The sequence below is a fragment of the Oceanicoccus sp. KOV_DT_Chl genome (assembly GCF_900120175.1).
In the GTDB taxonomy this organism is placed as follows: Bacteria; Pseudomonadota; Gammaproteobacteria; order Pseudomonadales; family Dasaniaceae; genus Oceanicoccus.
The window spans coordinates 95885-118196 of record NZ_FQLF01000007.1; the positions used below are offsets into that span (position 1 = coordinate 95885).

At 46.4% G+C, this 22312-nt stretch carries 23 protein-coding genes and 1 pseudogene; 14 read left to right on the forward strand and 10 right to left on the reverse strand.

What is annotated here, in order from left to right:
* Positions 1-19 precede the first annotated feature (19 nt).
* The 8 genes and pseudogenes from UNITIG_RS25835 to UNITIG_RS21680 all read left to right on the forward strand — a co-directional run bounded on the left by UNITIG_RS25835 (position 20) and on the right by UNITIG_RS21680 (position 8219).
* Positions 20-984 (forward strand): annotated as a pseudogene (locus UNITIG_RS25835) (AAA family ATPase).
* 31 nt (positions 985-1015) lie between these two features.
* Complete coding sequence (locus UNITIG_RS21655; protein ID WP_101760421.1) at positions 1016-2005, forward strand: DUF58 domain-containing protein; 990 nt, start codon at positions 1016-1018, stop codon at positions 2003-2005.
* Positions 1998-2492, forward strand: a complete 495-nt coding sequence (locus UNITIG_RS21660; protein ID WP_159931255.1) for a DUF4381 domain-containing protein — start codon at positions 1998-2000, stop codon at positions 2490-2492. Before UNITIG_RS21655 ends, UNITIG_RS21660 begins: the two co-directional genes overlap by 8 nt.
* 1 nt (position 2493) lies before the next feature.
* Positions 2494-2901: a hypothetical protein gene (locus tag UNITIG_RS25840; protein WP_369809241.1), complete on the forward strand. Its 408-nt coding sequence runs from the start codon at positions 2494-2496 to the stop codon at positions 2899-2901.
* 5 nt (positions 2902-2906) lie between these two features.
* Positions 2907-3440, forward strand: coding sequence for a VWA domain-containing protein (locus UNITIG_RS25845; protein ID WP_369809242.1), 534 nt, complete (start codon positions 2907-2909; stop codon positions 3438-3440).
* Positions 3441-3534: 94 nt separating this feature from the next.
* Entirely contained in the window at positions 3535-5445 is a 1911-nt protein-coding gene (locus UNITIG_RS21670; protein WP_101760423.1) for a VWA domain-containing protein, read from the forward strand.
* A complete protein-coding gene (locus UNITIG_RS21675; RefSeq protein ID WP_101760424.1) occupies positions 5439-7133 on the forward strand; it encodes a BatD family protein in 1695 nt (564 codons plus the stop codon). Before UNITIG_RS21670 ends, UNITIG_RS21675 begins: the two co-directional genes overlap by 7 nt.
* A 237-nt stretch (positions 7134-7370) precedes the next feature.
* Entirely contained in the window at positions 7371-8219 is an 849-nt protein-coding gene (locus UNITIG_RS21680; RefSeq protein WP_145999258.1) for a hypothetical protein, read from the forward strand.
* A gap of 77 nt (positions 8220-8296) precedes the next feature.
* Here UNITIG_RS21680 and UNITIG_RS21685 read toward each other — a convergent pair whose 3' ends face one another.
* The gene (locus UNITIG_RS21685; RefSeq protein WP_101760426.1) at positions 8297-8926 is read right to left on the reverse strand and encodes a phosphoadenosine phosphosulfate reductase family protein; all 630 of its coding nucleotides are present in this window, start codon (positions 8924-8926) and stop codon (positions 8297-8299) included.
* Between the two features lie 290 nt (positions 8927-9216).
* Between UNITIG_RS21685 and UNITIG_RS21690 the strand changes: the two genes are divergently transcribed.
* A complete protein-coding gene (locus tag UNITIG_RS21690) occupies positions 9217-10767 on the forward strand; it encodes an aldehyde dehydrogenase family protein (protein ID WP_101760427.1) in 1551 nt (516 codons plus the stop codon).
* Positions 10768-10940: 173 nt separating this feature from the next.
* Here UNITIG_RS21690 and UNITIG_RS21695 read toward each other — a convergent pair whose 3' ends face one another.
* From UNITIG_RS21695 to UNITIG_RS21715, 5 genes are all read right to left on the reverse strand, one after another.
* Positions 10941-11651 (reverse strand): phosphate/phosphite/phosphonate ABC transporter substrate-binding protein, encoded by a 711-nt coding sequence (locus UNITIG_RS21695; RefSeq protein WP_101760428.1) that lies wholly within the window; start codon positions 11649-11651, stop codon positions 10941-10943.
* Positions 11652-11724: 73 nt separating this feature from the next.
* On the reverse strand, positions 11725-12696 hold the full coding sequence (locus tag UNITIG_RS21700; RefSeq protein ID WP_101760429.1) for a diguanylate cyclase: 972 nt from the start codon (positions 12694-12696) through the stop codon (positions 11725-11727).
* A 14-nt stretch (positions 12697-12710) separates the two neighbouring features.
* Positions 12711-13052: a hypothetical protein gene (locus UNITIG_RS21705; protein WP_145999259.1), complete on the reverse strand. Its 342-nt coding sequence runs from the start codon at positions 13050-13052 to the stop codon at positions 12711-12713.
* Between the two features lie 17 nt (positions 13053-13069).
* Positions 13070-13318: a hypothetical protein gene (locus UNITIG_RS21710; RefSeq protein WP_101760431.1), complete on the reverse strand. Its 249-nt coding sequence runs from the start codon at positions 13316-13318 to the stop codon at positions 13070-13072.
* Between the two features lie 166 nt (positions 13319-13484).
* A complete protein-coding gene (locus tag UNITIG_RS21715; RefSeq protein WP_159931256.1) occupies positions 13485-13712 on the reverse strand; it encodes a SlyX family protein in 228 nt (75 codons plus the stop codon).
* Between the two features lie 114 nt (positions 13713-13826).
* On the opposite strand from UNITIG_RS21715, the gene UNITIG_RS21720 reads away from it, so the two are divergent.
* The 3 genes from UNITIG_RS21720 (at position 13827) to UNITIG_RS21730 (ending at position 15119) form a co-directional block, all read left to right on the forward strand.
* On the forward strand, positions 13827-14174 hold the full coding sequence (locus UNITIG_RS21720) for a translation initiation factor Sui1 (protein ID WP_101760433.1): 348 nt from the start codon (positions 13827-13829) through the stop codon (positions 14172-14174).
* A gap of 43 nt (positions 14175-14217) precedes the next feature.
* Positions 14218-14730, forward strand: coding sequence for a hypothetical protein (locus UNITIG_RS21725; protein ID WP_101760434.1), 513 nt, complete (start codon positions 14218-14220; stop codon positions 14728-14730).
* A gap of 206 nt (positions 14731-14936) precedes the next feature.
* A complete protein-coding gene (locus UNITIG_RS21730; protein ID WP_101760435.1) occupies positions 14937-15119 on the forward strand; it encodes a hypothetical protein in 183 nt (60 codons plus the stop codon).
* Positions 15120-15203: 84 nt separating this feature from the next.
* Here UNITIG_RS21730 and UNITIG_RS21735 read toward each other — a convergent pair whose 3' ends face one another.
* From UNITIG_RS21735 to UNITIG_RS25855, 4 genes are all read right to left on the reverse strand, one after another.
* On the reverse strand, positions 15204-15380 hold the full coding sequence (locus UNITIG_RS21735; RefSeq protein ID WP_101760436.1) for a rubredoxin: 177 nt from the start codon (positions 15378-15380) through the stop codon (positions 15204-15206).
* 212 nt (positions 15381-15592) lie between these two features.
* Positions 15593-17368 (reverse strand): acyl-CoA dehydrogenase, encoded by a 1776-nt coding sequence (locus UNITIG_RS21740; protein WP_101760437.1) that lies wholly within the window; start codon positions 17366-17368, stop codon positions 15593-15595.
* A 61-nt stretch (positions 17369-17429) separates the two neighbouring features.
* Complete coding sequence (locus tag UNITIG_RS25850; RefSeq protein ID WP_369809243.1) at positions 17430-18293, reverse strand: AMP-binding protein; 864 nt, start codon at positions 18291-18293, stop codon at positions 17430-17432.
* Positions 18290-19054 carry an AMP-binding protein gene (locus tag UNITIG_RS25855; protein WP_369809244.1) on the reverse strand — a complete coding sequence of 255 codons (765 nt, stop codon included), beginning with the start codon at positions 19052-19054 and terminating at the stop codon, positions 18290-18292. Before UNITIG_RS25855 ends, UNITIG_RS25850 begins: the two co-directional genes overlap by 4 nt.
* Positions 19055-19210: 156 nt before the next feature.
* On the opposite strand from UNITIG_RS25855, the gene selD reads away from it, so the two are divergent.
* Positions 19211-21544, forward strand: coding sequence for a selenide, water dikinase SelD (gene selD, locus UNITIG_RS21750; protein ID WP_101760438.1), 2334 nt, complete (start codon positions 19211-19213; stop codon positions 21542-21544).
* Positions 21545-21562: 18 nt separating this feature from the next.
* Positions 21563-22279 (forward strand): putative selenate ABC transporter substrate-binding protein, encoded by a 717-nt coding sequence (locus tag UNITIG_RS21755; RefSeq protein WP_235015569.1) that lies wholly within the window; start codon positions 21563-21565, stop codon positions 22277-22279.
* Positions 22280-22312: the final 33 nt, after the last annotated feature.

The window sequence follows — 22312 nt, forward strand, 5'->3', positions numbered from 1 at the left end:
AAGAGCCAAATTGAAGCCAATGAGTGAACAAAATTCCATCAACACCTTGAAAAGCTGGTTACAAAGCCAAATCATCGGTCAACATGATTTAGTCGAACGATTACTGATCGCCCTACTTGCCGACGGTCACCTACTGGTTGAAGGCGCTCCGGGACTTGCCAAAACCAAAGCGATCAAAACACTGGCCGATGGCATCGAGGGTGATTTTCACCGTATACAATTCACCCCTGATTTATTACCCGGCGACGTTACCGGCACAGATATTTTCCGACCTGAAGATGGCAGCTTTCAGTTTCAGCACGGTCCAATTTTCCATAATCTAGTGCTAGCTGATGAAATCAACCGGGCTCCTGCCAAAGTACAATCGGCTCTATTAGAAGCCATGGCCGAGCGGCAGGTCAGTGTCGGCAAAAGTACTTATCCGCTACCTGAATTATTTTTGGTGATGGCAACCCAAAACCCGATTGAGCAGGAAGGCACCTACCCCTTGCCTGAAGCGCAACTTGACCGTTTTTTAATGCATGTACGTGTCGATTACCCTGCGGTTGAAGCTGAACGACAAATCCTGCAGCTTGTGCGTAACGAATCCATCAAAACAGCACAACCTATCGCCCCCCGGTTGCAGTAACACAAGCCACATTATTTTCTGCCAGGCAACAAATTTTAACCTTGCACACAGCCCCATCGATTGAGGAATATATCGTGCAGTTGGTCATGGCCACTCGTAACCCAGGTAATTACAGTAACGATTTGGCAGCATGGATTGAATTTGGTGCCAGCCCGCGCGGTACGATCGCACTCGATAGTTGTTCCCGCGCCCATGCCTGGTTAAATGGTCGTGATTTTGTCAGTCCCGATGATGTCCAGGCCATTGCCGCAGATGTATTGCGCCACCGCTTGTTATTAAGTTTTGAAGCGGAAGCCAATGGCATCACTGCTGACCATGTGATTGAAGAATTACTACGGCAGGTTCCCGTTGCCTGATTGCCGAACATCATATTAGCGCATCGATATCATGGCTGAATCTACTAATTACAACTATAAACTTGAACAGACACTGACTGGTGCCTATATCGCACTGGATGAATTAATTGGCTGTCGCTTCACTGCAAAAGATTTAAAACTGCAACAACGGCGCAAAGCACTCAGTTTATTAGCCGGTCCCAATAAAACCAATTTTCGCGGTCGCGGCTTGGATTTTGCGGAAGTACGCGCCTATCAACCTGGCGATGATATTCGTACCATTGATTGGCGCGTTACTGCGCGCAGTGGCCAAGCCTATACCAAATTATTTGAAGAAGAGCGGGAACGCCCTTCGCTGGTAGTGGTAGATCAGCGACAAGCCATGTTTTTTGGTAGCCAAACCTGTTTTAAATCGGTCACCGCCTGTTACCTCGGCGCACTCATGGTCTGGGCAGGTTTGCAAAATAATGACCGTGTTGGTGGTTTGGTTTTTACTGATCATGCCCATCAGGAAATAAAACCAAGACGAAGTCGCCAATCCGCCTTGTCGTTGATTCATTTAATGCAGCAATACAACCAAATGCTCAACCGGGATACCGGCCTGGATACCGAACCAGCCGTTAGTCTGGAAGAATCACTGGTAGAACTACGCCGTATCGCCAAACCCGGTAGCGCCATTTATATCATCAGCGACTTTGCCGGCTTTGACCAAGGCAATGCCGCTAAACAACTCTATCAATTGTCCCGGCACTGCGAAGTCACCGCCTTATATATTTATGACCCGCTGGAACAACAACTACCGCCGCCTGGACAATACACTGTCACCGATGGCCAGCAACGCAGCGTTATTCATACTGGTGGTACCCAACTTCGCCAGCGCTATGCTGACGACTTCGCGCAGCGGCAACAACAATTACAGCAGCAGTTGGGCAAGCTGGGGATTCCGATGATTGAAATCGGCACAGAGCAAGCGCCCTTGCAACGGTTGCTGCAATATTATGGCGTAGCAGGCAAACACTCTGCGGGAGGCCGCCGTGCCTGAGCAAGACCCTTTAGCCCAACTCAGAGATATTCATTTACCAGAAGCTATTAGCGCCTGGCCGCCGGCTCCTGGCTGGTGGATTTTGGCCTTGCTGCTATTAATTTTGGTGTCGCTTGCAAGTTATTTTATTTTCAAGCGTATTCAGGCCAACCGCTATCGTCGACTGGCAAAGAAACAATTGCTAGCTTTGCAGCAATACTCGCTGCAACCACAACAATATTTACAGCAATTAAATGCCTTACTAAAACAAACCGCGATGACAGCACACTCTGTTACGGCCACCGATATTGCACAACTCAGTGGCAAACCCTGGCTAGAATTTTTGGACCAGAGCGCTAACACTGATCAGTTTCAACACGGTGCCGGTAAAGTGTTAGCCGATGGGCCTTACGCACCAACTACTGATGCCAATCCGGAACAGCTTCAACAATTAGCACTGCGCTGGATTAAACAACACAACTTTAATAAACAGGGAGGACAAAGCTAAGATGTTAAGTTTTGAATTTCCCTGGATATTTTATGCGCTACCTCTGCCGGTGCTCGCATACTGGTTGTTACCTAAAGTCCAGCAACAGCAAGCTGCCGTTCGTGTCCCCTTTTATCAGCAACTGGCGGGCTTAGAGCACCAAACCAACAGTAATTTACAGCAGCGAAAACTACGCGTAGCTTCGTTGATTGTCATCTGGAGCTGCTTGGTGGCCGCCGCCTCTGGACCCAATTGGATTGGCGACCCGATTAGCCTACCCGCCAGCGGTCGCGATTTATTACTGGCTGTCGATTTATCCGGCAGTATGAAAATTGAGGACATGCAAGTTCGCGGTGAACAAGCGCCAAGAATTGTAGCGGTTAAAGCAGTACTCAACGATTTTATCGAACGGCGTAAGGCGATCGTTTAGGTCTAGTGTTATTTGGATCACAGGCCTATGTGCAAGCGCCACTTACCTTTGACCGCACCACGGTACAACGATTTTTAAAAGAATCACAAATTGGTTTTGCTGGCGAACAAAACACCGCTATCGGTGACGCTATTGGCTTATCCGTGAAACGACTAAGGGATAGACCGGGCGACCGACATGTAATGATTTTATTAACCGACGGACAAAATAATGGTGGCGAAGTCAAACCCATCCCTGCCGCTAAATTAGCCGCCGATAATGATATTGTCATTTATACCGTGGGCGTGGGTGCTGACGAAATGGTCATGCCCGGTATCTTTGGCAGCAGCTTTGGATCACGACGGGTAAATCCATCCGCCGATTTGGATGAAAAAACCTTAAAAGAAATTGCCACATTAACCGGCGGCCAATATTTTCGCGCCAGAAGCCCTGAACAATTGATGCAAATTTATCATCTATTGGACGAACTCGAACCAGTGGAAGATAAACAACAAACATTCCGCCACAAAAATCATTATTTTATTGGCCTCTGGGATTAGCAATAATACTCAGCGCGCTGATTGCACTGACCTTTCTACCTTGGGTTTATTGGTTTAGCTTGTTGTCACCCAAGCAAGCAGTGGAGCCAAAAATATGACTCTGCCATTTCTGGAACAATTTCACTTCTTACGACCACTGTGGTTGCTGGCCATCATTCCGGCTTGCATACTCGCCTATTTTTTCTGGCAACAAAAAAGCAGCGCCGTCAATTGGCGTGGCGCCATCAGCCAACAATTGCTCTCGTATTTGGTTGATGGCGGTTCCAGCCGGATTAGCCGCTGGCCCTGGGTTATTTTATTACTGGCATGGGTCATTAGCGCTATCGCACTGGCCGGCCCAACCTGGCAAAAGTTGCCACAACCTATTCATCAACGCCAGGACGCCTTAGTCATCGTATTGGATTTATCGCTGTCGATGTTGGCTGAAGACATTAAACCGTCACGGCTGATTCGTGCTCGCCATAAAATTCTGGATATTCTAGAACAGCGCAATGAAGGTTTAACCGCACTCATCGCCTACTCCGGTGATGCCCATATCGTTTCGCCGCTGACCGATGACAATCCCACCATTGCCAATTTAACGCCCGCTTTGTCGCCTGGCATGATGCCGGTTTTTGGCTCAAACCCTGTGGCAGCACTGCGATTAGCCAAACAGTTATTTAAAAACGCAGGCGTCAGTACTGGACGTGTGTTGCTCATAACTGACGGCATTACTAATAATGATCTGGATGAATTGGATAACCATTTATCACAGGCGGGAATAAGATTATCAATTATGGGCGTTGCCACTACCGACGGCGCCCCCATCCCTGCTAGCGACGGTTTTCTAAAAGATAACAGCGGCAATATTATTGTGCCGCAACTCTTACGCCAGCCACTAGAACAACTCGCCAAGCGCAATGGCGGCCGCTATACCGATGTCAGTCTCGCTGATAATGACATCCAATTTTTATTGCCAGCAAATACTAGTGAGACGGATGAAACCACCATCTTAACCGAGCGCGAATTTGATCAATGGCATGATCGTGGTCCACTGCTGGCCATCTTGTTACTGCCAATCGCATTGTTCGCGTTTCGTCGTGGCTGGTTATTGACGCTGCCGCTCTTGCTATTACTTGACCCACAAAGCAGTGTGGCGGATGAGCAAGCAGCATCACTGCCCGAACAATTACAACAACAATGGCAAAACTTATGGCTGCGACCAGACCAACAAGCCGCCAAAAGTCTCGCTGCAGGTGACCCCAAAACGGCCGCACAACAATTTGAAAATCCACAGTGGCAAGGAAGTGCTCTTTATCAAGCAGGAGACTTTACACAAGCAGCGAAGAGCTTTGCCAAAAACAGTAGCGCAAATGATCACTACAATCGAGGCAATGCATTAGCTAAAGCCGGTCAGTTGGATGAAGCCATTACTGCTTATGAGAAAGCCTTAGAGCAACAACCTGAAATGGAAGATGCGATTGCGAATAAAGCGCTGTTAGAACAATTAAAAGAGCAGCAAGAGCAACAACAAAAAGACCAGCAACAATCGGATGAAGATAACTCTGAGCAGGAGCAGTCAGACCAGCAGTCCGAGCAACAATCCCCCGATCAATCTTCAGAACAACAGTCTGGTGAAGATTCGGAACAACAAGATCAATCACAAGATGGCCAGCAACAAGAAGATAACTCACAACCATCCCCTGACAGCAACAGTGACAATCAACAACAGGCTGACTCCGAATCACAATCCGCGGATGAAAAAAATGATGAGCAAGAGCAAAACAAACAGCAGCAGTCCGAGTCAACAGATAGCAAGGAACAGCAAGAAAAACAACAAGCGCAACAAGCTCAAGCTGAGCCGCAGGAATTAGATCCGGAAGAAAAACAAAAACAACAAGCTATGGAACAGTGGTTACGGAAAATTCCCGATGACCCTTCTGGACTGTTGCGCCGTAAATTTAATTATGAATATCGCCTACGCCAACAACAGGGCGACACTGAGAGAGATCAACCACAGTGGTAACAATACGCACCTTCAACGCTTTCGTTATTTTCAGTTTGGTATTACTCTGCCAACCGCTATTGGCCGACCCCATTGCGAAAATCGACCGCAGCGTGATTGCCGTTGACGACACCTTGAGCTTAACCATTCGAGTCGATAAAGCAGGCTCTTTTGCTAGCGGCCCCGATTTATCACCACTGGAAAATGACTTCCATATTTTGGGTAATAGCCAAAGCAGCCGGCACATGATTCGCAACGGCCAATCAGAATCCTGGACCGAATGGGCAATAACTCTGATGCCTAAACGGCAGGGGCAGTTAGTGATTCCCCCGCTCACTATTGATGGCGAGAAAACACAAGCTATTGTTATCAACGTCCAACCCAGTGTGCCCCATTCAGCCAGCAATATGCAGCCGATCTTTCTGGAATCGGAAATTAGTGCTGATACTGTCTACGTTCAACAACAACTGATTTTCACCCTGCGGATTTTTCAGTCCATCCAACTAGACAATATGAATATAAGCGAGCCGGAATTTGACAATGCCGCCATTGAAAAACTCGCACAAAATTCTTTTCAACGACGCATTCAAAATACCCCCTATCGCGTGCATGAATTACGTTATGCCATCTTTCCACAGCAAAGCGGCGAACTTATCATTCCAGAACTAGTTTTTACCGCTAACGAAACTATTGGGCGGCGTTCAGTATTTAGCCTACCGGGGCAAGGCAAAGCGATGCGCAAAATGACGCAACAGCATCGCGTCAGCGTCAAGCAACCGCCGAGCAATTATAAAGGCCAGCAATGGTTACCTGCCGACTCCATCAAACTGGTTGAGACCTGGAGCAGTAGCCCCGGCAATATTCGCGTAGGTGACTCTATTACCCGCACCCTGACTATCAATGCCGAAGGTTTATTGGGCTCGCAACTACCACCATTCAAGTTTGAGTCCATTGAAGGCGCTAAACTCTATCCCGATCAAGGCAACACCGAAACTACTGCTACCGATAATGGCGTTATTGCTACTCGCTCGGACAGCGTTGCTATCATCCCAACAAGGGAAGGCAAGCTACAACTGCCGGAAGTCAGCCTCAGCTGGTGGGACAGCAAAGCGCAAAAGACCCGTATTGCGACAATACCCGCCAGCACTCTAAACGTAAAACCATCGCTGGAATCAGCGACCAGCTCGTCTACCCCGCTAGCTGTCAATCATAGCCAACCCGCAAGCAATATCACCGCTCCCGTCGTCATGCACGGCGACACCCATTTATGGCAAACCGTATCAGCAGTATTAGCCAGCGGCTGGCTACTAACACTATTACTGTGGTGGTATATGCAGCGAGGCAATAAGCCAGCAATAGAAATAGAGACGCGCTCTTCAGAGCCCGAGTCTGAAAAAAAAGCCTTTAAACACTTGACTCAAGTTTGTCGGGCTAACGATATCAGCAAGGTGCGCGCGGCCATGGTGAGCTGGGCAAATCAATATTGGCCAGAACAATCAATCCAAAGTTTGCAGGATATTATTGATACATCCGGGCATGCATCATTATCGAATGTGCTTATGCAGTTGGATAACCAGCTCTATGGCAGCAATAAAGGCAGCTCCGATTGGAATGGTGAAGGCTTGTTATCAGTATTAAAACTGGTAAAGGAAAAAGATCGATCCAAGACTAATACCAGGGAGACATTGCCTCCACTGTACAAAAATTAGCGTAAATTTATAAACCATATTAGCAACTGCAATCATTGATATTCTGTTAATCTCTAAAAAAATCTCTAGCAAGAGCCTCAGCTAATATGATCAAATATCATCACTTCCAATAGCATGCTATATTCAAACGACTGCTTTGACTATGACTAACCCAATACACCTATGGTTTATCAACAATCGACAAAAACCTGCTTTCGCCGTATCTTACAATACCGGCTCATTACCATATTACTAATTTTGACGTATTCATTACCTGCTTACCCAACCGAAAAACCATACCGTATACTAGCCTCTCCATTCCCTATTAACTTACCACCTTATGCATGGCTTGATAAATGCTCCAATGAATATATTGGCTCTATACCTGCCCTGTTAACTAAAGCAGCAGAAAACAGCAAGCTCGATATTGAAATTTACCACGTGGACAAGTTCCATCCCAGCCTCATTAAAGCCATGCAAAAAAGCTTAGATGATCAAACTTTTGATGCAGTTATGTTTCGAGAAGCCAATGATGGTGCCTGGGGGAAATTTAGTAAAACAGATACCTATTTAACTCAAATGCGACTATCAATTGTTGCCCATAAAAATAATAATATTAAAATATTTTCTGAAAAAAATTTAATAGAGTTAGAACCAATAATATTAAAGTCACGCCCATACCCGGAACTAATTCAAAAACTAAACGCCTTGCGAAAAAAGATAACAATTGTCGACAATACTTATGATGCCTTACAACTGATAACTGAAAATTCATCTCGTGTTTTTTATATTAACAACTATTATGCGCGCAGAAAGTTTTTACTTTACCCTGAATTAGCCAAAGAGTTAGACGTCATCAATATTGAAAATCGACAATACGACTCACTGACCTATTTGTATGCCAGCCCCGGAAAAAAGCATAAGCGGTTTAAACAGATGGACGCACAACTATTGAAACTACATCAATCCGGATATTCAAAATTCATAACTGACCAGTATTTCAAAAGATGGTTTCAATCTAAAGATTGCAATGGCGAGGCGATTCAAGAAAGTTCGTATCTAGTTAAGACAATAACGGTAGAAGAATTATTGGAGGGCAAGCTGTAAATTAATCCTACCTAGCCAATGACAAGGACCGGATGAACTAACTGACAGTGAGCATTATAAGCGCCACCCTTCTCCAATTAAGCGGAAGTATGCAATCCACACTCACGACCATCTTCAACTTTAGTCGGATCGAAATAATGGCGACAGCTGGGTAACTCATGTTCTTCCATATAATCTTGTAACTGCTGTTCAGTCCAATAGAAAAACGGGGCGACTTTTAAAATACCGCGGTTATCATAACTGAGAATATCCAGACTTTTTCTGAACTCGGTTTCTTCCCGTCGAATACCGCTAATCCATACTTCGGGCTGCAAGTCATCCAATGCTTTTTGAAATGGCTCCAGTTTCACTTGTCGCGTAAATTCAAGATGCACTTCAGGGTCATCATCAGGGTGCGGAATCCCGCCCATAATGGCGTTGCGGCGCTCAGCAGTCCATTGCGGAATATAAATCTGCATATTGGGCTTTAGCGTTTCCATAATCGTTTCGGCAACGCGGTAGGTGTCTGGCACGTTGTAACCGCTATCGACCCAGACTACCGGGGTCGTTGGATCAGAGCGGGTTATGAGATGTACCATTGCAGCTGCATTAGGCGCGAAGCTGGTCGTTGCGATCACTTTTTTGCCAAGACTATTGGCCCAATCAATTATTTCTGCAGCACTTTTATCGCGCAGTTGTTGATTTAAATTTTCCAGATCCAAACTCATGGTTATTCCACATTATGCTGACTTTTGCGTTGCTCTAATACCGATTCGATTGCAGCACTTTAGCTAGCTCCTTGATATCGGGGCGGCGACTATAAAGTAAAAGTATAACAAAATCAAACACTTATAACATAATGACATAAGCATATAACTTTACGGCACGCCACTACAACTGATCGCTATTGACTCCCCGCCAAAACATGAGACAGATGTAACTTGACTTGCCTTGTAGTCAGTCTTAGCTTGGCATGCAATAAAAACAGCCGCCCAACTTTTACCAATAGGAAATAATAATGTCCATCTATGAACCTCTGGAACAACTGCAAGACAACCGTCGAGTATTGCAACTACGTAGTCCTGTAGACCTAAAACCCTCCGGTACCTTGATTTGCGCCAGTCAGGAAGATGTCAGCAAGGCGGTGGCTACGGCTCGCAGTAAGCAAAAAGAATGGGCCGCATTAAGCTTTGATCAACGCGGCGATTACATGCAAAAAATGCTACAAGTGGTGCTGGATAAGCAGCAAACAATTGTCGATACAGTAATCAGTGAGACCGGTAAGGCGACAGGTGACGCTTTCAATATGGAAGTGTTTGCAGCCTGCGACTCACTCAGTTTTTACTCCAAAAACGCCAAAAAAATGCTGAAGACTGAAAAGAAAAAAGTCCATGGCGTGCTCGGCTTAGCCAAGAAAGTCAAAATTGTTTACAAACCTCGCGGCGTAGTTGCCATTATCGTACCCTGGAACGGCCCTTTTATTTTGGCGATCAACCCTGCCGTCCAAGCTTTGATGGCAGGTAACACGGTAGTAATCAAAGGCTCCGAAGTCACCCCCTATTCCACCAAACTGGTTGAGGAGTTATTTCAGGAGGCAGGCCTACCCGAAGGCGTGCTACAAGTGTTGTTGGGTGATGGTCAAACCGGCGCTGATTTGGTTACTGCTGGAGTGGATAAAGTGTCCTTCACCGGCAGCGTCGCCACCGGCCGCAAAGTTGCCGAATCCTGTGGCCGCCAGTTAATTCCCTGCACACTGGAACTGGGCGGTAACGATGCCATGATCGTCTGCAAGGATGCCAATATTAAACGCGCTGCTGCCGGTGCATTAATTGGCTCATGTATGAACAGCGGTCATTATTGTTGCGGCACCGAACGTATTTACGTCGAAGAAGAAGTCTACGATGAGTTTTTGGCTACCGTTACCGCACTGGCGAAAGAATTAAAACAAGGCCCCCAGCATGGGATGGCTGAGGATGTAGGTGCGGTCTTCTGGGACAAACAAATGGCCATTATCGAAGACCATGTCGCTGACGCTATAGCCAATGGCGCTAAAACTGTGGTTGGAGGCAAACGAAATACCCAATTAGAGGGCCTTTATTTTGAACCCACGGTGATGATCGATGTAAAACATGATATGAAGATTATGCAGGAGGAAACCTTCGGCCCTATTCTCTGTATTCAAAAAGTTAAAAACTATGAGGAAGCCATTCTCTTGGCTAACGACTCACCTTATGGACTTAATGGTAATGTCTGGAGTAAAGACAGCAATAAGGCTTTTGATATTGCCAGCCGAATCGACACTGGATCAGTATGCTTAAATGATATGGCCATTACTTATGGCACCGCCGAAGCGCCGTTTGGTGGCGTCAAAAACTCTGGTGTGGGCCAGGTAAATGGCGAAACCGGGATGAAGGGTTACTGCCATGCAATGCCAATTGTCATTGATCGCTTTGGCAAAGCCGATAACTTAGCTGCAGGCTATCCATACAGCGCTGAGAAAATTGAGGGGATGAAGAAATTTATGAACTTTTTATGGCGTAACCCTATTGGTCGCTTTTTATTAGGCTAGCGTACCCAATTTATCGAACATTAAAAAAGGGCTGATCAAAGCCCTTTTTTAATGTTTATTGGAAAGCAACGATTCAAATTGCTGAGTCATCTCGGGCGATAAAACAGTGATATCGCTTGGCTGAACAGCTAAAAACATAAGTTCCTCCAATCGGTAATCGACTAAATAGTTATTCAATATATCACTAAATTTTCTTTTAAATTTTGTACAACATAGTTGTCAGAATTAACCGCTGCCATAGAAAATAAAACCAAATCTGGATTAAGAGTCGGACCGAGTGGAAAAGTGTAAAGCTTCTCTCTCACCGACAATGGCATGTAATTCACTACGGCTAAAGGAATAACGGCGGCATCAACCTCACCACTAATAACGCTGAACAAGGTTCTGTCATTCCACAAACGTTCCACCAAGCTCACTTTAGCAAAGTCAGCACCCAGCTGTTGTTTTATCAGAGACAAGCCAGCCATCGAAACTAAAGACAACTCATTGACCAGCGTTAATTTTTTAGCTACCAGCTCATCAACATTTTTTATCGGATTTTTTGCATTACTCACCAATATAGGCTGCACTTTAGCAGTTGACCTGACTAACGGCTGATACTGACATTTATCAATAAAAAAAGCCGCGAAGTGACTGGGGGAAAAGACAATATCAAACTGCTGATGGCAGACTGCGCGTAAAAAATCCTCATAACTACCACCAACGTAAATCTTGATATCAACAGCCAGATCGCGCTCAAGAAGCGTCTTAAGTTGCTCTGCCTGCGTTTGTATACTGTCAGGATTTAGATAAGGATAATAAGCAATTGTCAATGAGGCCTTTTCAGCAGCAACAACACTATGCAGAGAAAAACAGAAAAAAATTGTAGCAATTAGCCTGATCATTAAGCATCCATCCAGTCAAAATCCTTGTTGGATATTAACGGCTGACGCGCCAATCAGGTATAGGTGTAAACCCTTATGCTTGCTCCGGCGTTATATCACCAAACACATTGGTCTGATTACGCCCGTGCTCTTTGGAACGGTACAAGGCCCGGTCTGAATTGACTAGCCAATCGGTAGGGTAGCGGGTCTGTTCATCAAGCACAGCGATTCCCAAGCTAATCGTAAATTGTACTGTTTGCCCTTGCGACTCAACGATATTATTAGCTATAGCCTCGCGCAGACGCTCACAGTAAATCATCGCACCATCCAGGGCGGTATCCGGTAATACTATGGCAAACTCTTCGCCACCATATCGCCCAAGAATATCGACTTCTCTGGAGTTCTCCAGCATTAACCGGGATACCGCACGTATCGCATCATCACCAACCTGGTGCCCATAGGTATCGTTAATATTTTTAAAATGGTCAATATCAAACATGACCAAACAGGTAGGATGATTACTTCGTTTACTGCGGGAAAACTCTTCGTTCATCCGTTCTTCCCAGTAACCACGGTTCCACAGTGCCGTCAACTTATCGGTACGGCTTAAGCGCAATAACTCATCCTTGGCCAGCTCTAATTTAGAACGGTTAACAGCACTATCAGTAACGTCATAAACAATAATCCCGACTTTTTCGACCTGATCCGTAGCCGAGTGTAGCGGAACAAACGTTGTATTTTGAAACATGGTCCGTGTTTCATAATGAATCGGGAGCTTAAGATCAAAATCGAAAACATTATCCCGCTGCTCCCACGTGGTATAAACCGGGATGCCTAATTCAAAAACGGTATTAACGCGACGCTTGAACCATTCGTCTTCCAGATAAGGAAATAGATCAAACACATTAGCACCAATAGCATCTTCAGGGCTAATGCCGCTGTGTACCTGCATAAATCGATTAAAGATCTCTATATCAAAACCCTTATCAAGCACCACAATTCCCACATCGGTGCTTTGAATAATATCCAGCAGCCAGTGCAAATCTTGAAAGTCAGAAGTAACCATTAAAAAAGCGCGCCCTAATCGATTAAGAAATTGACTTGCCGGAACAGCGAGGACAATGATGCCTCATGTAACAAGATAATCAAATCGCAGGTGATGGTATAGCCCTCAAAAGCATAGTTTAACTCGATCGCCAGCGTTTTTTCCCAGGGGAATTTAGCTTTGGCAAGAATATCTTTGACTGACGTGTGCTGCCCTAATAGCGAGGGGTGCTTAAGTAAAACATCAATATCCAATTGCGAACAAATGCCCTGAATACATGAGCCGTTGAGCAATGATGCCATTTCAAGTACCAGCTCTACTTGCTGGTGATCATCTTCAAGCTTTTGATAGCCCATTAGCTCAGAAAGTTCAGCCATGCTGGTATCAGTGAAAATCAATAAGGCTTCACCACTGATGCCACTACCAAAAAAGGCTGGGTAACTGCGGTGACTCGCTCACCATCCTCAATAGCCCCCAGCGCCATCATGATATCTGCTGATTCTAATAAATGGACTTTAGGGATAGGGATAGTAACGAACGTCGAGAAACTACGGGCGATCTTGTCTGCAGCAGCGCCTACGGCAATATTAGATATTTCTTGAATCCCGTCTCGAATATCTTCATTAAATTCAGCACTCACCATTTACTATCTGCCAAGGTTAATTGGGTAATATAAACCACCGTGCCTGGAACACCTTATCACTACCAACCTACCCTAGCGTATCCCTCCGGCACTAGACAACCAAGTTGTTGTTTTTATTAAAATTCAGTCAATAGCTAGAGTGTAGACCAGAATGTCATTTCAGCCATCAATAATGCGGAGGCCTTTCTTCTACCACATCTTTCTCCATCTCATTACTGATAGTCTCTAGCTGGTTTTTTTGACTTTTACATAACTCATGCAGGTTTTCGATTTGCTGCTGTTGCCGGGTAACAACATCATTGAGTGCTTGCAAAGTATCCTCCTGAAAGGCTAACTGGCTTTGTAAATCCACCAACTGCTCTTGCAGCCAAGCGATATCGTTAATTGCGGGCATAGTATGTACCTGAAAATTATTTTCCCCAGCCATGAATTGACCAATCAATAAGTCTTGGGGCCATAGATGTTGCTCATTATAATACCCGCGTCTATAAACCAACAGGATTAGCTTATGAACCGCGTGGTCTACTCCACCGATCAGGGACGCCACTGTCCAAAATGTAATCAACCCCTCGCTAAATGTCGCTGCAAAGATAGCAACCAGGCGATTCCAGAGGGAGACGGTATTGTCCGCCTCCAGCGCGAAACCAAAGGCCGAAAGGGCAAAGGCGTGACCCTGGTGACGGGTTTACTGTTAGCGCCACCGGCGCTAAAAAAGTTAGCGACTGAACTCAAGCAACACTGCAGTACCGGCGGCTCGGTCAAAAATGGGGTCATTGAAATACAAGGCGATCAGAGGCAGGTTTTGGAACAGCTTTTGCAAAGGAAAGGGTATACCGTCAAAATTTCTGGCGGTTAGTGCTTGTTACCCTGCTATTGCCTAGAGATACGACTTACCCGCTATGGACAATCTAACTATTATCAGCACAGCGATTACCTTTTTATTGGGAATGGCTTTAGGCGGTTGGGCTATGTTCTCCAATATGAAGGACAAGCTTCAACAGCAGCAGCAAGCCTCCAGCAGCCGCCGTATTGGTATTCTTGAACAAGTCGCCCAACATGTCGGTAAAGTAAGTCACGTCTACAGCAAATACTCTTCACTGGTCAGTGAAATAGGGCCCAAAACCCAGCATATGTCTCCGAAGCAAGAGAAAGAACTGGCGGACTTGAGCACGCAACTGGTCAATGTCTACGAGGAAGTCGCGATCGCAGAGTCCAAGCTTTTACTATTGGGCGAACAAAAATTACAAAAAGCCTTGAAGCTGTATACCGCCAAAATGGCACAATTTCGCAAACAGGTATTCCCTGGTCGCTATACCAACCCCGAGGATGCTAGCCAAATAAAGCAAGAAGTCGCGCAAATGCGTGAGCAATTCTACGATATCCTTAGCCAGCGCTACGATCAAAAACCGTAAGCTGGCAAGCCAATTGGCCGCCCAACCCAAGCAAGCTTCCAACAATCGCTATAGCCCCGAACTTTAATAGCTGAAAAATCTAATAATGGCGAAATAATGCCACTCCATAATCCGCTAGCACTTCTACACTTATTGTAAATCAGTCACATCTTGATTAACTCTGGCTGTCATTGATTTTGCTTTTATGTCGTAGCAGGAGTTACATAATGGATCGAAGAACTATAAATTTTGAAGAAATATTAGCGCGGGCCGCCACCCAGCACATCACTGCCCAAGAGCTGGATTTATTAGTCGCCAAAACCCGTGAGTTAAGCAAGGTCAGGGAGCGGGAGTTAAAACACTTGCAGCAATTACTGGATCAACTTGAAGCACATTTAGATCCACACTAGGTACCCGCAAGTTAAAGCAGAAAAAATTATAGGCAAAAAAAAGCGGCCTTTTAGGCCGCCATTGGATAATTAAGCTCGCTGTAATTAATCCGCTTCCACCATATCAAAATCAAATTTACTAATACCACAATCAGGGCACTCCCAATCTTCAGGCACATCGTCCCACTTGGTGCCAGGTACAATACCGTCATCGGGCAGACCTTCAGCTTCATCATAGATAAAGCCACAGATCACACATTCCCACTTTTTAAAATCGCTCATTATTTAAACTCCAGATAAACCTTGTCTTTAATTGCAGTATTTTTGTTTCACAGTATGGTTGAAAATCAAACTTGCTGAACCACCGGCAAATGCCGCTTTAATATCGACTTTATAACATTGTTCAGGTTCGAGTAAGCCCTGTTAATAGAACGGTAATACATTTTCCCGCGTGCCAGCATGTGCAAGAGCACAGCTAGCTTCAGCGGCCTGACTTAAAAATGCTCGTCTGCTAACGCCATGGTAGTTTCGCTTCCGTACTCAGCAGCCTTAATGAAGGCTGCCGCTCTGGGCATAATTTGCTCTCCATAAAAACGCGCGGTAATGATTTTACCGCTGTAAAAAGCCTCATCTTGCTGTAACTGTTGCTGAGCAATCAAAGCGCCTTTAGCAAGCAACCAACCACCGACAATAATACCAGCAGCCATCAGAAAATTGACCGCCACTGCAGCGGGTAATTGCGGATTATCGCCTTGATGCTGAATGACCCAATCCGCTACTTCTTCAAGTGCATTCGCCCCTTCCAATAAAGAGGCAGCCAAGGTCTGCATACTCTGATCCTGAATCGCTAGCTCCGCCTGCGTTGTTCTAATATCAGTAGCCAACTGCTTTAATTCGGCACCATTATCACGAATCAATTTGCGGCCGATAAAATCATTGGCCTGAATACCTGTAGTACCTTCATAGATGGTAGTGATACGAGTGTCACGCATATATTGCGCAGCGCCAGTTTCTTCTATAAAGCCCATGCCTCCATGAATTTGCACACCTAAGGACGTCACCTCTTGAGACACTTCGGTTGACCATGCTTTCGCTAACGGCGTTAACAGTTCGCCTCTAGCGATGGCCTGTTTTCGCTGACTTTTATCCTCGCCGTGATGACCCACATCAAAGCAAGCACTAGCCACATAACATAAAGCCCGCGAGGCTTCCGTCAACGAACGCATCGTCATCAACATCCGGCGAATATCCGGGTGGCGAATGATGGTTCCCTTGGTTTCGTCACCTGCCGCCTGTCCCTGCACTCGCTCTTTTGCGTAAGACACTGCATGCTGATAAGCGCGATCTGAAAGCGCCACCCCTTGCACGCCTACATTCAGACGAGCATGGTTCATCATGGTAAACATATAGACGAGACCTTTATTTTCTTCGCCGACCAAATAACCGACAGCGCCACCATTATCACCAAAACTCATCACACAGGTCGGGCTGGCATGGATGCCCATTTTATGTTCAACCGATACCGCATAAGCATCGTTACGCTCACCTAAAGAGCCATCTGCATTGACTAAAAACTTGGGCACCACAAACAGGGAAATGCCTTTCACTCCTTCAGGCGCATCCGGGGTGCGGGCCAATACCAAATGTACAACATTGTCAGTCATCTGGTGATCACCCCAGGTGATAAAGATTTTGGTACCGCTGATAAGGTAGTGATCACTCTCAGGAACGGCTCTACTGCGTACAGCAGCCAAATCAGAACCCGCTTGTGGCTCAGTCAGATTCATCGTGCCGGTCCATTCACCTGAGATCATCTTCTCCAGATACACCGCTTTTAACTCGTCACTGGCATGGGACTCAATCGCGCCAATAGCTCCCTGCCCCAACATCGGACAAAGGGCAAAACTGACATTGGCCGCACTCCACATTTCCATCGTCGCCATGCCAACGCTTTCTGGTAACCCCATGCCACCGAATTCAGGGTTACACGGTAACGCCACCCAGCCTCCTTCTACAAACTGCTGATACGCTGCAGCGAACCCCGTTGTTTCCTGTACCGCATTATTCTCACATCTGGCGCCGTTTAAATCGCCAAAGGTATTTAAGGGTGCCAATACGCCACTGGCAAATTTACCGGCCTCATCGAGCACCGCAGCGATCACATCTTCACTGCTGTCCTCAAAGCGAGGTAATTGACACAGCTGCGGCAAGCCCGCAAGTTCATTGAGAACAAAATTCATCTCTTTGATAGGGGCAATATAATCTGACATCTAGGGCTTTCTCCAAGCGTTAGGCAAAAGGGTCAATTATTTCAAAATTACGGGCCTGTCATCAATCCGGGAATTGATAAGTTTTGTATTGATCACGTAAATCTTTTTTGCTGAGTTTGCCGGTAGCTGTATGTGCCAGCTCTTCGACAAACAGGCAGTCAGTTGGTATCCACCAGCTAGCCACTTTACCCTGAAACCACTCCAGCATTTGTTCGCGGCTTAATTCGGCACCGGCTTTTTTAATCACCAACAGTAATGGCCGCTCAGTCCATTTCGGGTGCGGCATGCCAATAACTGCCGCTTCTTCTACTGCGGGGTGATCTACCGCTACATTCTCCAGATCGATAGAGCTAATCCACTCTCCACCTGACTTAATAACATCCTTGCTGCGATCAGTAATCTGCATATAACCGTCCGCATCAATGGTCGCTACATCACCGGTATCAAACCAACCGTCGACATCGTGAGCGTCGCTGTTATCCAATTTAAAATAACTTTTACAAATCCACGGGCCACGAACTTTCAAACTACCGAATGCCACGCCATCCCAGGGTAATTCCCGATTCTCGTCATCGACAATTTTCATCTCCACACCGTAGATACAACGACCAGCTTTGACTCGCATATGGGCATATTCTTCCTCGCCCAACGCTTCACGGTCCAGCTGAGGGTTTACCGTACCGAGCGGACTCATTTCAGTCATCCCCCAGGCCGCATGCACATAGACATCATGCTTATCTTCAAACTCTTCCATGATCGACAAGGGACAAGCGGCCCCACCAACGACCAACCGTTTTAATGGTTTGATGGTTTCACCGGAATCCCGTAGATAGTTCAATAAAGCCAACCAAATTGTGGGTACGCCGGCAGTAAAGCTAACGTTTTCTTCATTGATAAGCTGAGTGAGCACCTGACCATCAATCATTTTTGGCCCGGAAACACAATTTTGGAACCGCTCAATACCGCGCCATAGGGAATGCCCCAGGCATTAACGTGAAACATGGGCACTATCGGCATCACCGCCAATTTACCGCTTACTCCCATCGCATCCGGCAATGAACCTGCATAGGCATGCAGCACCGCCGAGCGGTGAGAGTAAAGCACGCCTTTCGGGTTTCCGGTGGTACCTGAGGTATAACACAATACTGATGCCGTATTTTCATCCAGTGCAGGCCAATTAAACTCATCTGTTTGCTGCGCCAATAAATCCTCATAGCAATAGACATTGTCTAATGTGGTCGCTGGCATATGCGCAGCGTCGGTAAGTACCACAATACCTTTGACGGTTGGCATTTTGTCCTTTAACGCGTCAAGTAAGGGCAGAAACAAAGTATCAATAAAAATAAACTGATCTTCAGCATGATTGATAATAAATTCAATTTGTTCAGGAAATAAACGCGGGTTAATCGTGTGGCAAATCATGCCGGAACAACTCACCCCGTAGTACAACTCAAAATGCCGGTAATCATTCCATGCCAAAGTACCAATACAATCACCAGGCTTGGCACCCAACTGTTGCAAAACATTGGCTAATTGGCGAGTCCGTTTGAAAGCATCGGTAAAGGTATAACGATGACGTGGATTATCCAGCGTGACCGATACAATTTCAGAGTGGGGATTTACCTTTTCGGCATATTGCATCAACGATGTAATAGTCAACGCTGAATCCATCATTAGACCTTGCATTACTTACTCCTGGTTATTTGGTTTTATAGATTTTGTCTGCCCCGAACAGCTAACAGCCTACTGCCACGTCCCAGCCAGAGTAAAAAAACAGCCGGCTATTATAGGTAACGCAGTCGATCACTACATTTCATTTAACTATAGTGCGTATTTGCCATCATGATAAACCCAGCTTGGCGCTACACATCCCCCGCCATTTCCTCCACAATAGCCGCTGACAATATTCTGTGCCATGACAACGATAATAAAGCGTTAATGAATCCTAGCCAATCAGTTACAGACCACCACGAATTGCTATTAGTCGGGGGCGGCCACAGCCATTTAGCAGTAATCAAAATGCTGGCTATGCAGCCAATCCCCGGGCTTCAGGTTACCGTCATTAGTAAAGATATTCATACCCCCTACTCCGGCATGATGCCGGGAATGATTGCCGGTCACTACAGTTTTGATCAAGCCCATATCGATCTTCGCCAACTCTGCCAATATGCTGGCATACGCTTGATTCAAGCCGAGGTTAGCCAGATTGACTCGCAACAGCAACGCGTTTATTGCGGCAATCGTGCCCCCCTGCGCTACGACTATCTATCGATCAATATCGGCTCACAGCCAGCGCTGGCATCGATTGCCGGAGCTGACAAATGTGGTATCCCAGTCAAACCCATCGCTACATTCCTGAATTATTGGCAGCATATTCTGGCGCAACATCAAGCCGCCGATAGCACACCGCAATCCGTTGCTATTATCGGCGGGGGTGCCGCCAGCGTCGAAGTGGCGCTGGCTTGTCAGTATCAGCTGCAGCAGCAAGCTAACCCTGCGCGCACCACCATTCACCTCTATTGTGGTACGCGCCAGTTATTACCAGGCCACAATAAACAAGTACAAGCGTATATGACTAAGCGCTTAGCCGAGCGCGGCATTGAGCTACATTTAAAAAAGCAGGTACTCAGCAGCCGTGAAGAGGACCAACAAACCCGCTTGCAATTTGGCGATCACAGCGAGGCCAACTTCGATCACGTGATCTGGGCTATTCATGCTGGCAGCCCGAACTGGCTGGCAAAAACCGGCCTGGCCTGCAATGAACAAGGCTTTCTGTTAGTTAACCACTATCTACAGAGCAGCTCCCATGCCAATGTATTCGCCGCCGGTGATATTGCTCATTTCTCCCCACAACCTCTGGCAAAAAGTGGCGTTTATGCGGTACGCGCAGGACAATTACTGAGTGAAAACCTGCGTCGCATCATTACCGCTAAACCCCTGAAAAAATTTAAGCCCCAGCGACGTTTTCTCAGCTTGTTAATGACCGGAGATCAGCAAGCCATCGCCTCAAAAGGCGTATTCAGTATCGCCGGAAAATGGGTCTGGCGCTGGAAACACCGTATTGATAGCCGCTTTATGGCGATGTACCAAATACCTCAACAAGCAGCACCAAAAATAAACCATTCATTGCCAACACCCGAACAGTCAATGCGCTGTGGCGGTTGCGGTGCCAAGATTGGCAGCTCAATTCTGAACCGGGTAATGGCGCAACTGGATGTTTTTAAGCACCCCGATGTGCCAGTCGCCTTAAACCAACCCGATGATGCCGCGGTTATCAATGTACCGTCAGACAAACAGTGGCTACAAACCGTCGATTATTTTCGCGCTTTTATTGATGACCCCTATTTATTGGGACGCATTGCAAGCAACCATTGCCTCAGCGATATCTATGCCATGGGTGGCACGCCGCATTCCGCCCTCGCCATTGCTACAGTGCCCTACGCTAGTGACGAGTTAGTCGAAGACATGCTGCTGCAATTAATGGCTGGCGCGGTGGAGAGCTTAAATCAACAACAGACCGCATTAATCGGTGGCCATAGCAACGAAGGGGCTGAGCTGAGTTTTGGTCTTAGCGTCAACGGCACCATCGATCCACAGCAATTATTGACCAAAGGGCAATTACAGCAAGGGCAGGCACTGATCCTCAGTAAACCATTAGGCACTGGCGTGCTACTGGCAGCTAACATGCACGCTCAGGCGCAAGGTCGCTGGATAGAAGAAGCCATTAAGCACATGCTGATAAGCAATCAACACGCGTCGATTATTTTTAGCGATCATGGTGCCAGTGCCTGCACCGATATCACCGGCTTTGGCTTAATCGGTCATTTAGTTGAAATGCTAAAAGCAGGCCAGCATCACGCCAGCATACAACTCGAACAACTGCCCATCTTAAACGGTGCCACCGAGTGTGCAGCTAATGGTTATTTGAGCAGCTTGCATGCTGACAACCTGAAAGCGGCAAGCCTGATCAGCAATGCTACCGCATTCCAAAACCACCAGTATTATCCCTTGTTGTTTGATCCGCAAACCGCTGGTGGATTACTGGCTGCCGTGCCAGTGCAACAAGCCACCGTTTGCCTCGAAAAATTACAGCAAAGCGATTGCCAATCGGCTCGAATTATCGGGTATATTAGTGCGCGCAATGAACACACCTTACCTTCAATCACCTTAACTTGAGAAAGAACTGTTACGACTATGAAAATAATTATCGCTCTACTACTGTCTTTTATCACCCTCAGCGCCACTGCCCAGCCTTTGGTTTTTACCGCGATCCCGGATGCCGATGAAACGCGACTGAAAGCGCGCTTCACTCAGGTTGCCGATTACCTGGCCAAAGAACTCGGTATTGAAGTACAGTATATTCCAGTTAAATCTTACGCCGCAGCCGTCACCGCCTTTCGTAACAATCAAGTACAGCTGGCCTGGTTTGGCGGCTTAAGTGGCGTACAAGCGCGGTTACTAAGCCCCGGCGCCGAAGCCATTGCCCAAGGCGAAGAAGACCAGCATTTCAAATCGTATTTTATTGCCCATAGCAGCACCGGTTTAAAAAGTGGCGAAGTGCTTCCTGCCGCAATCAAAGATATGAGCTTTACCTTTGGTTCTAAAAGCTCAACCTCGGGTCGATTAATGCCAGAATATTTCATCCGTCAGCAATTCAAAAAAAGTCCTGAACAGTTATTTGATCGCGTTGGTTTTTCCGGTAACCACTCACGCACTATTGCGTTGGTGCAAAGCGGTAGCTATCAATTAGGCGCCCTGAATTATCAAGTGTGGGAACAGGAATTATCGGAAGGAAAAATTGATTTGGAAAAAGTCAGCATCATCTGGACCACACCGGAATACGCCGATTACCAGTGGACAGTCCGTGGTGATGTAGAAAAGCACTGGGGCCAGGCTTCAAAGAAAAACTAAAACAAGCCTTGCTCAATATGCAACAGCCGGAAT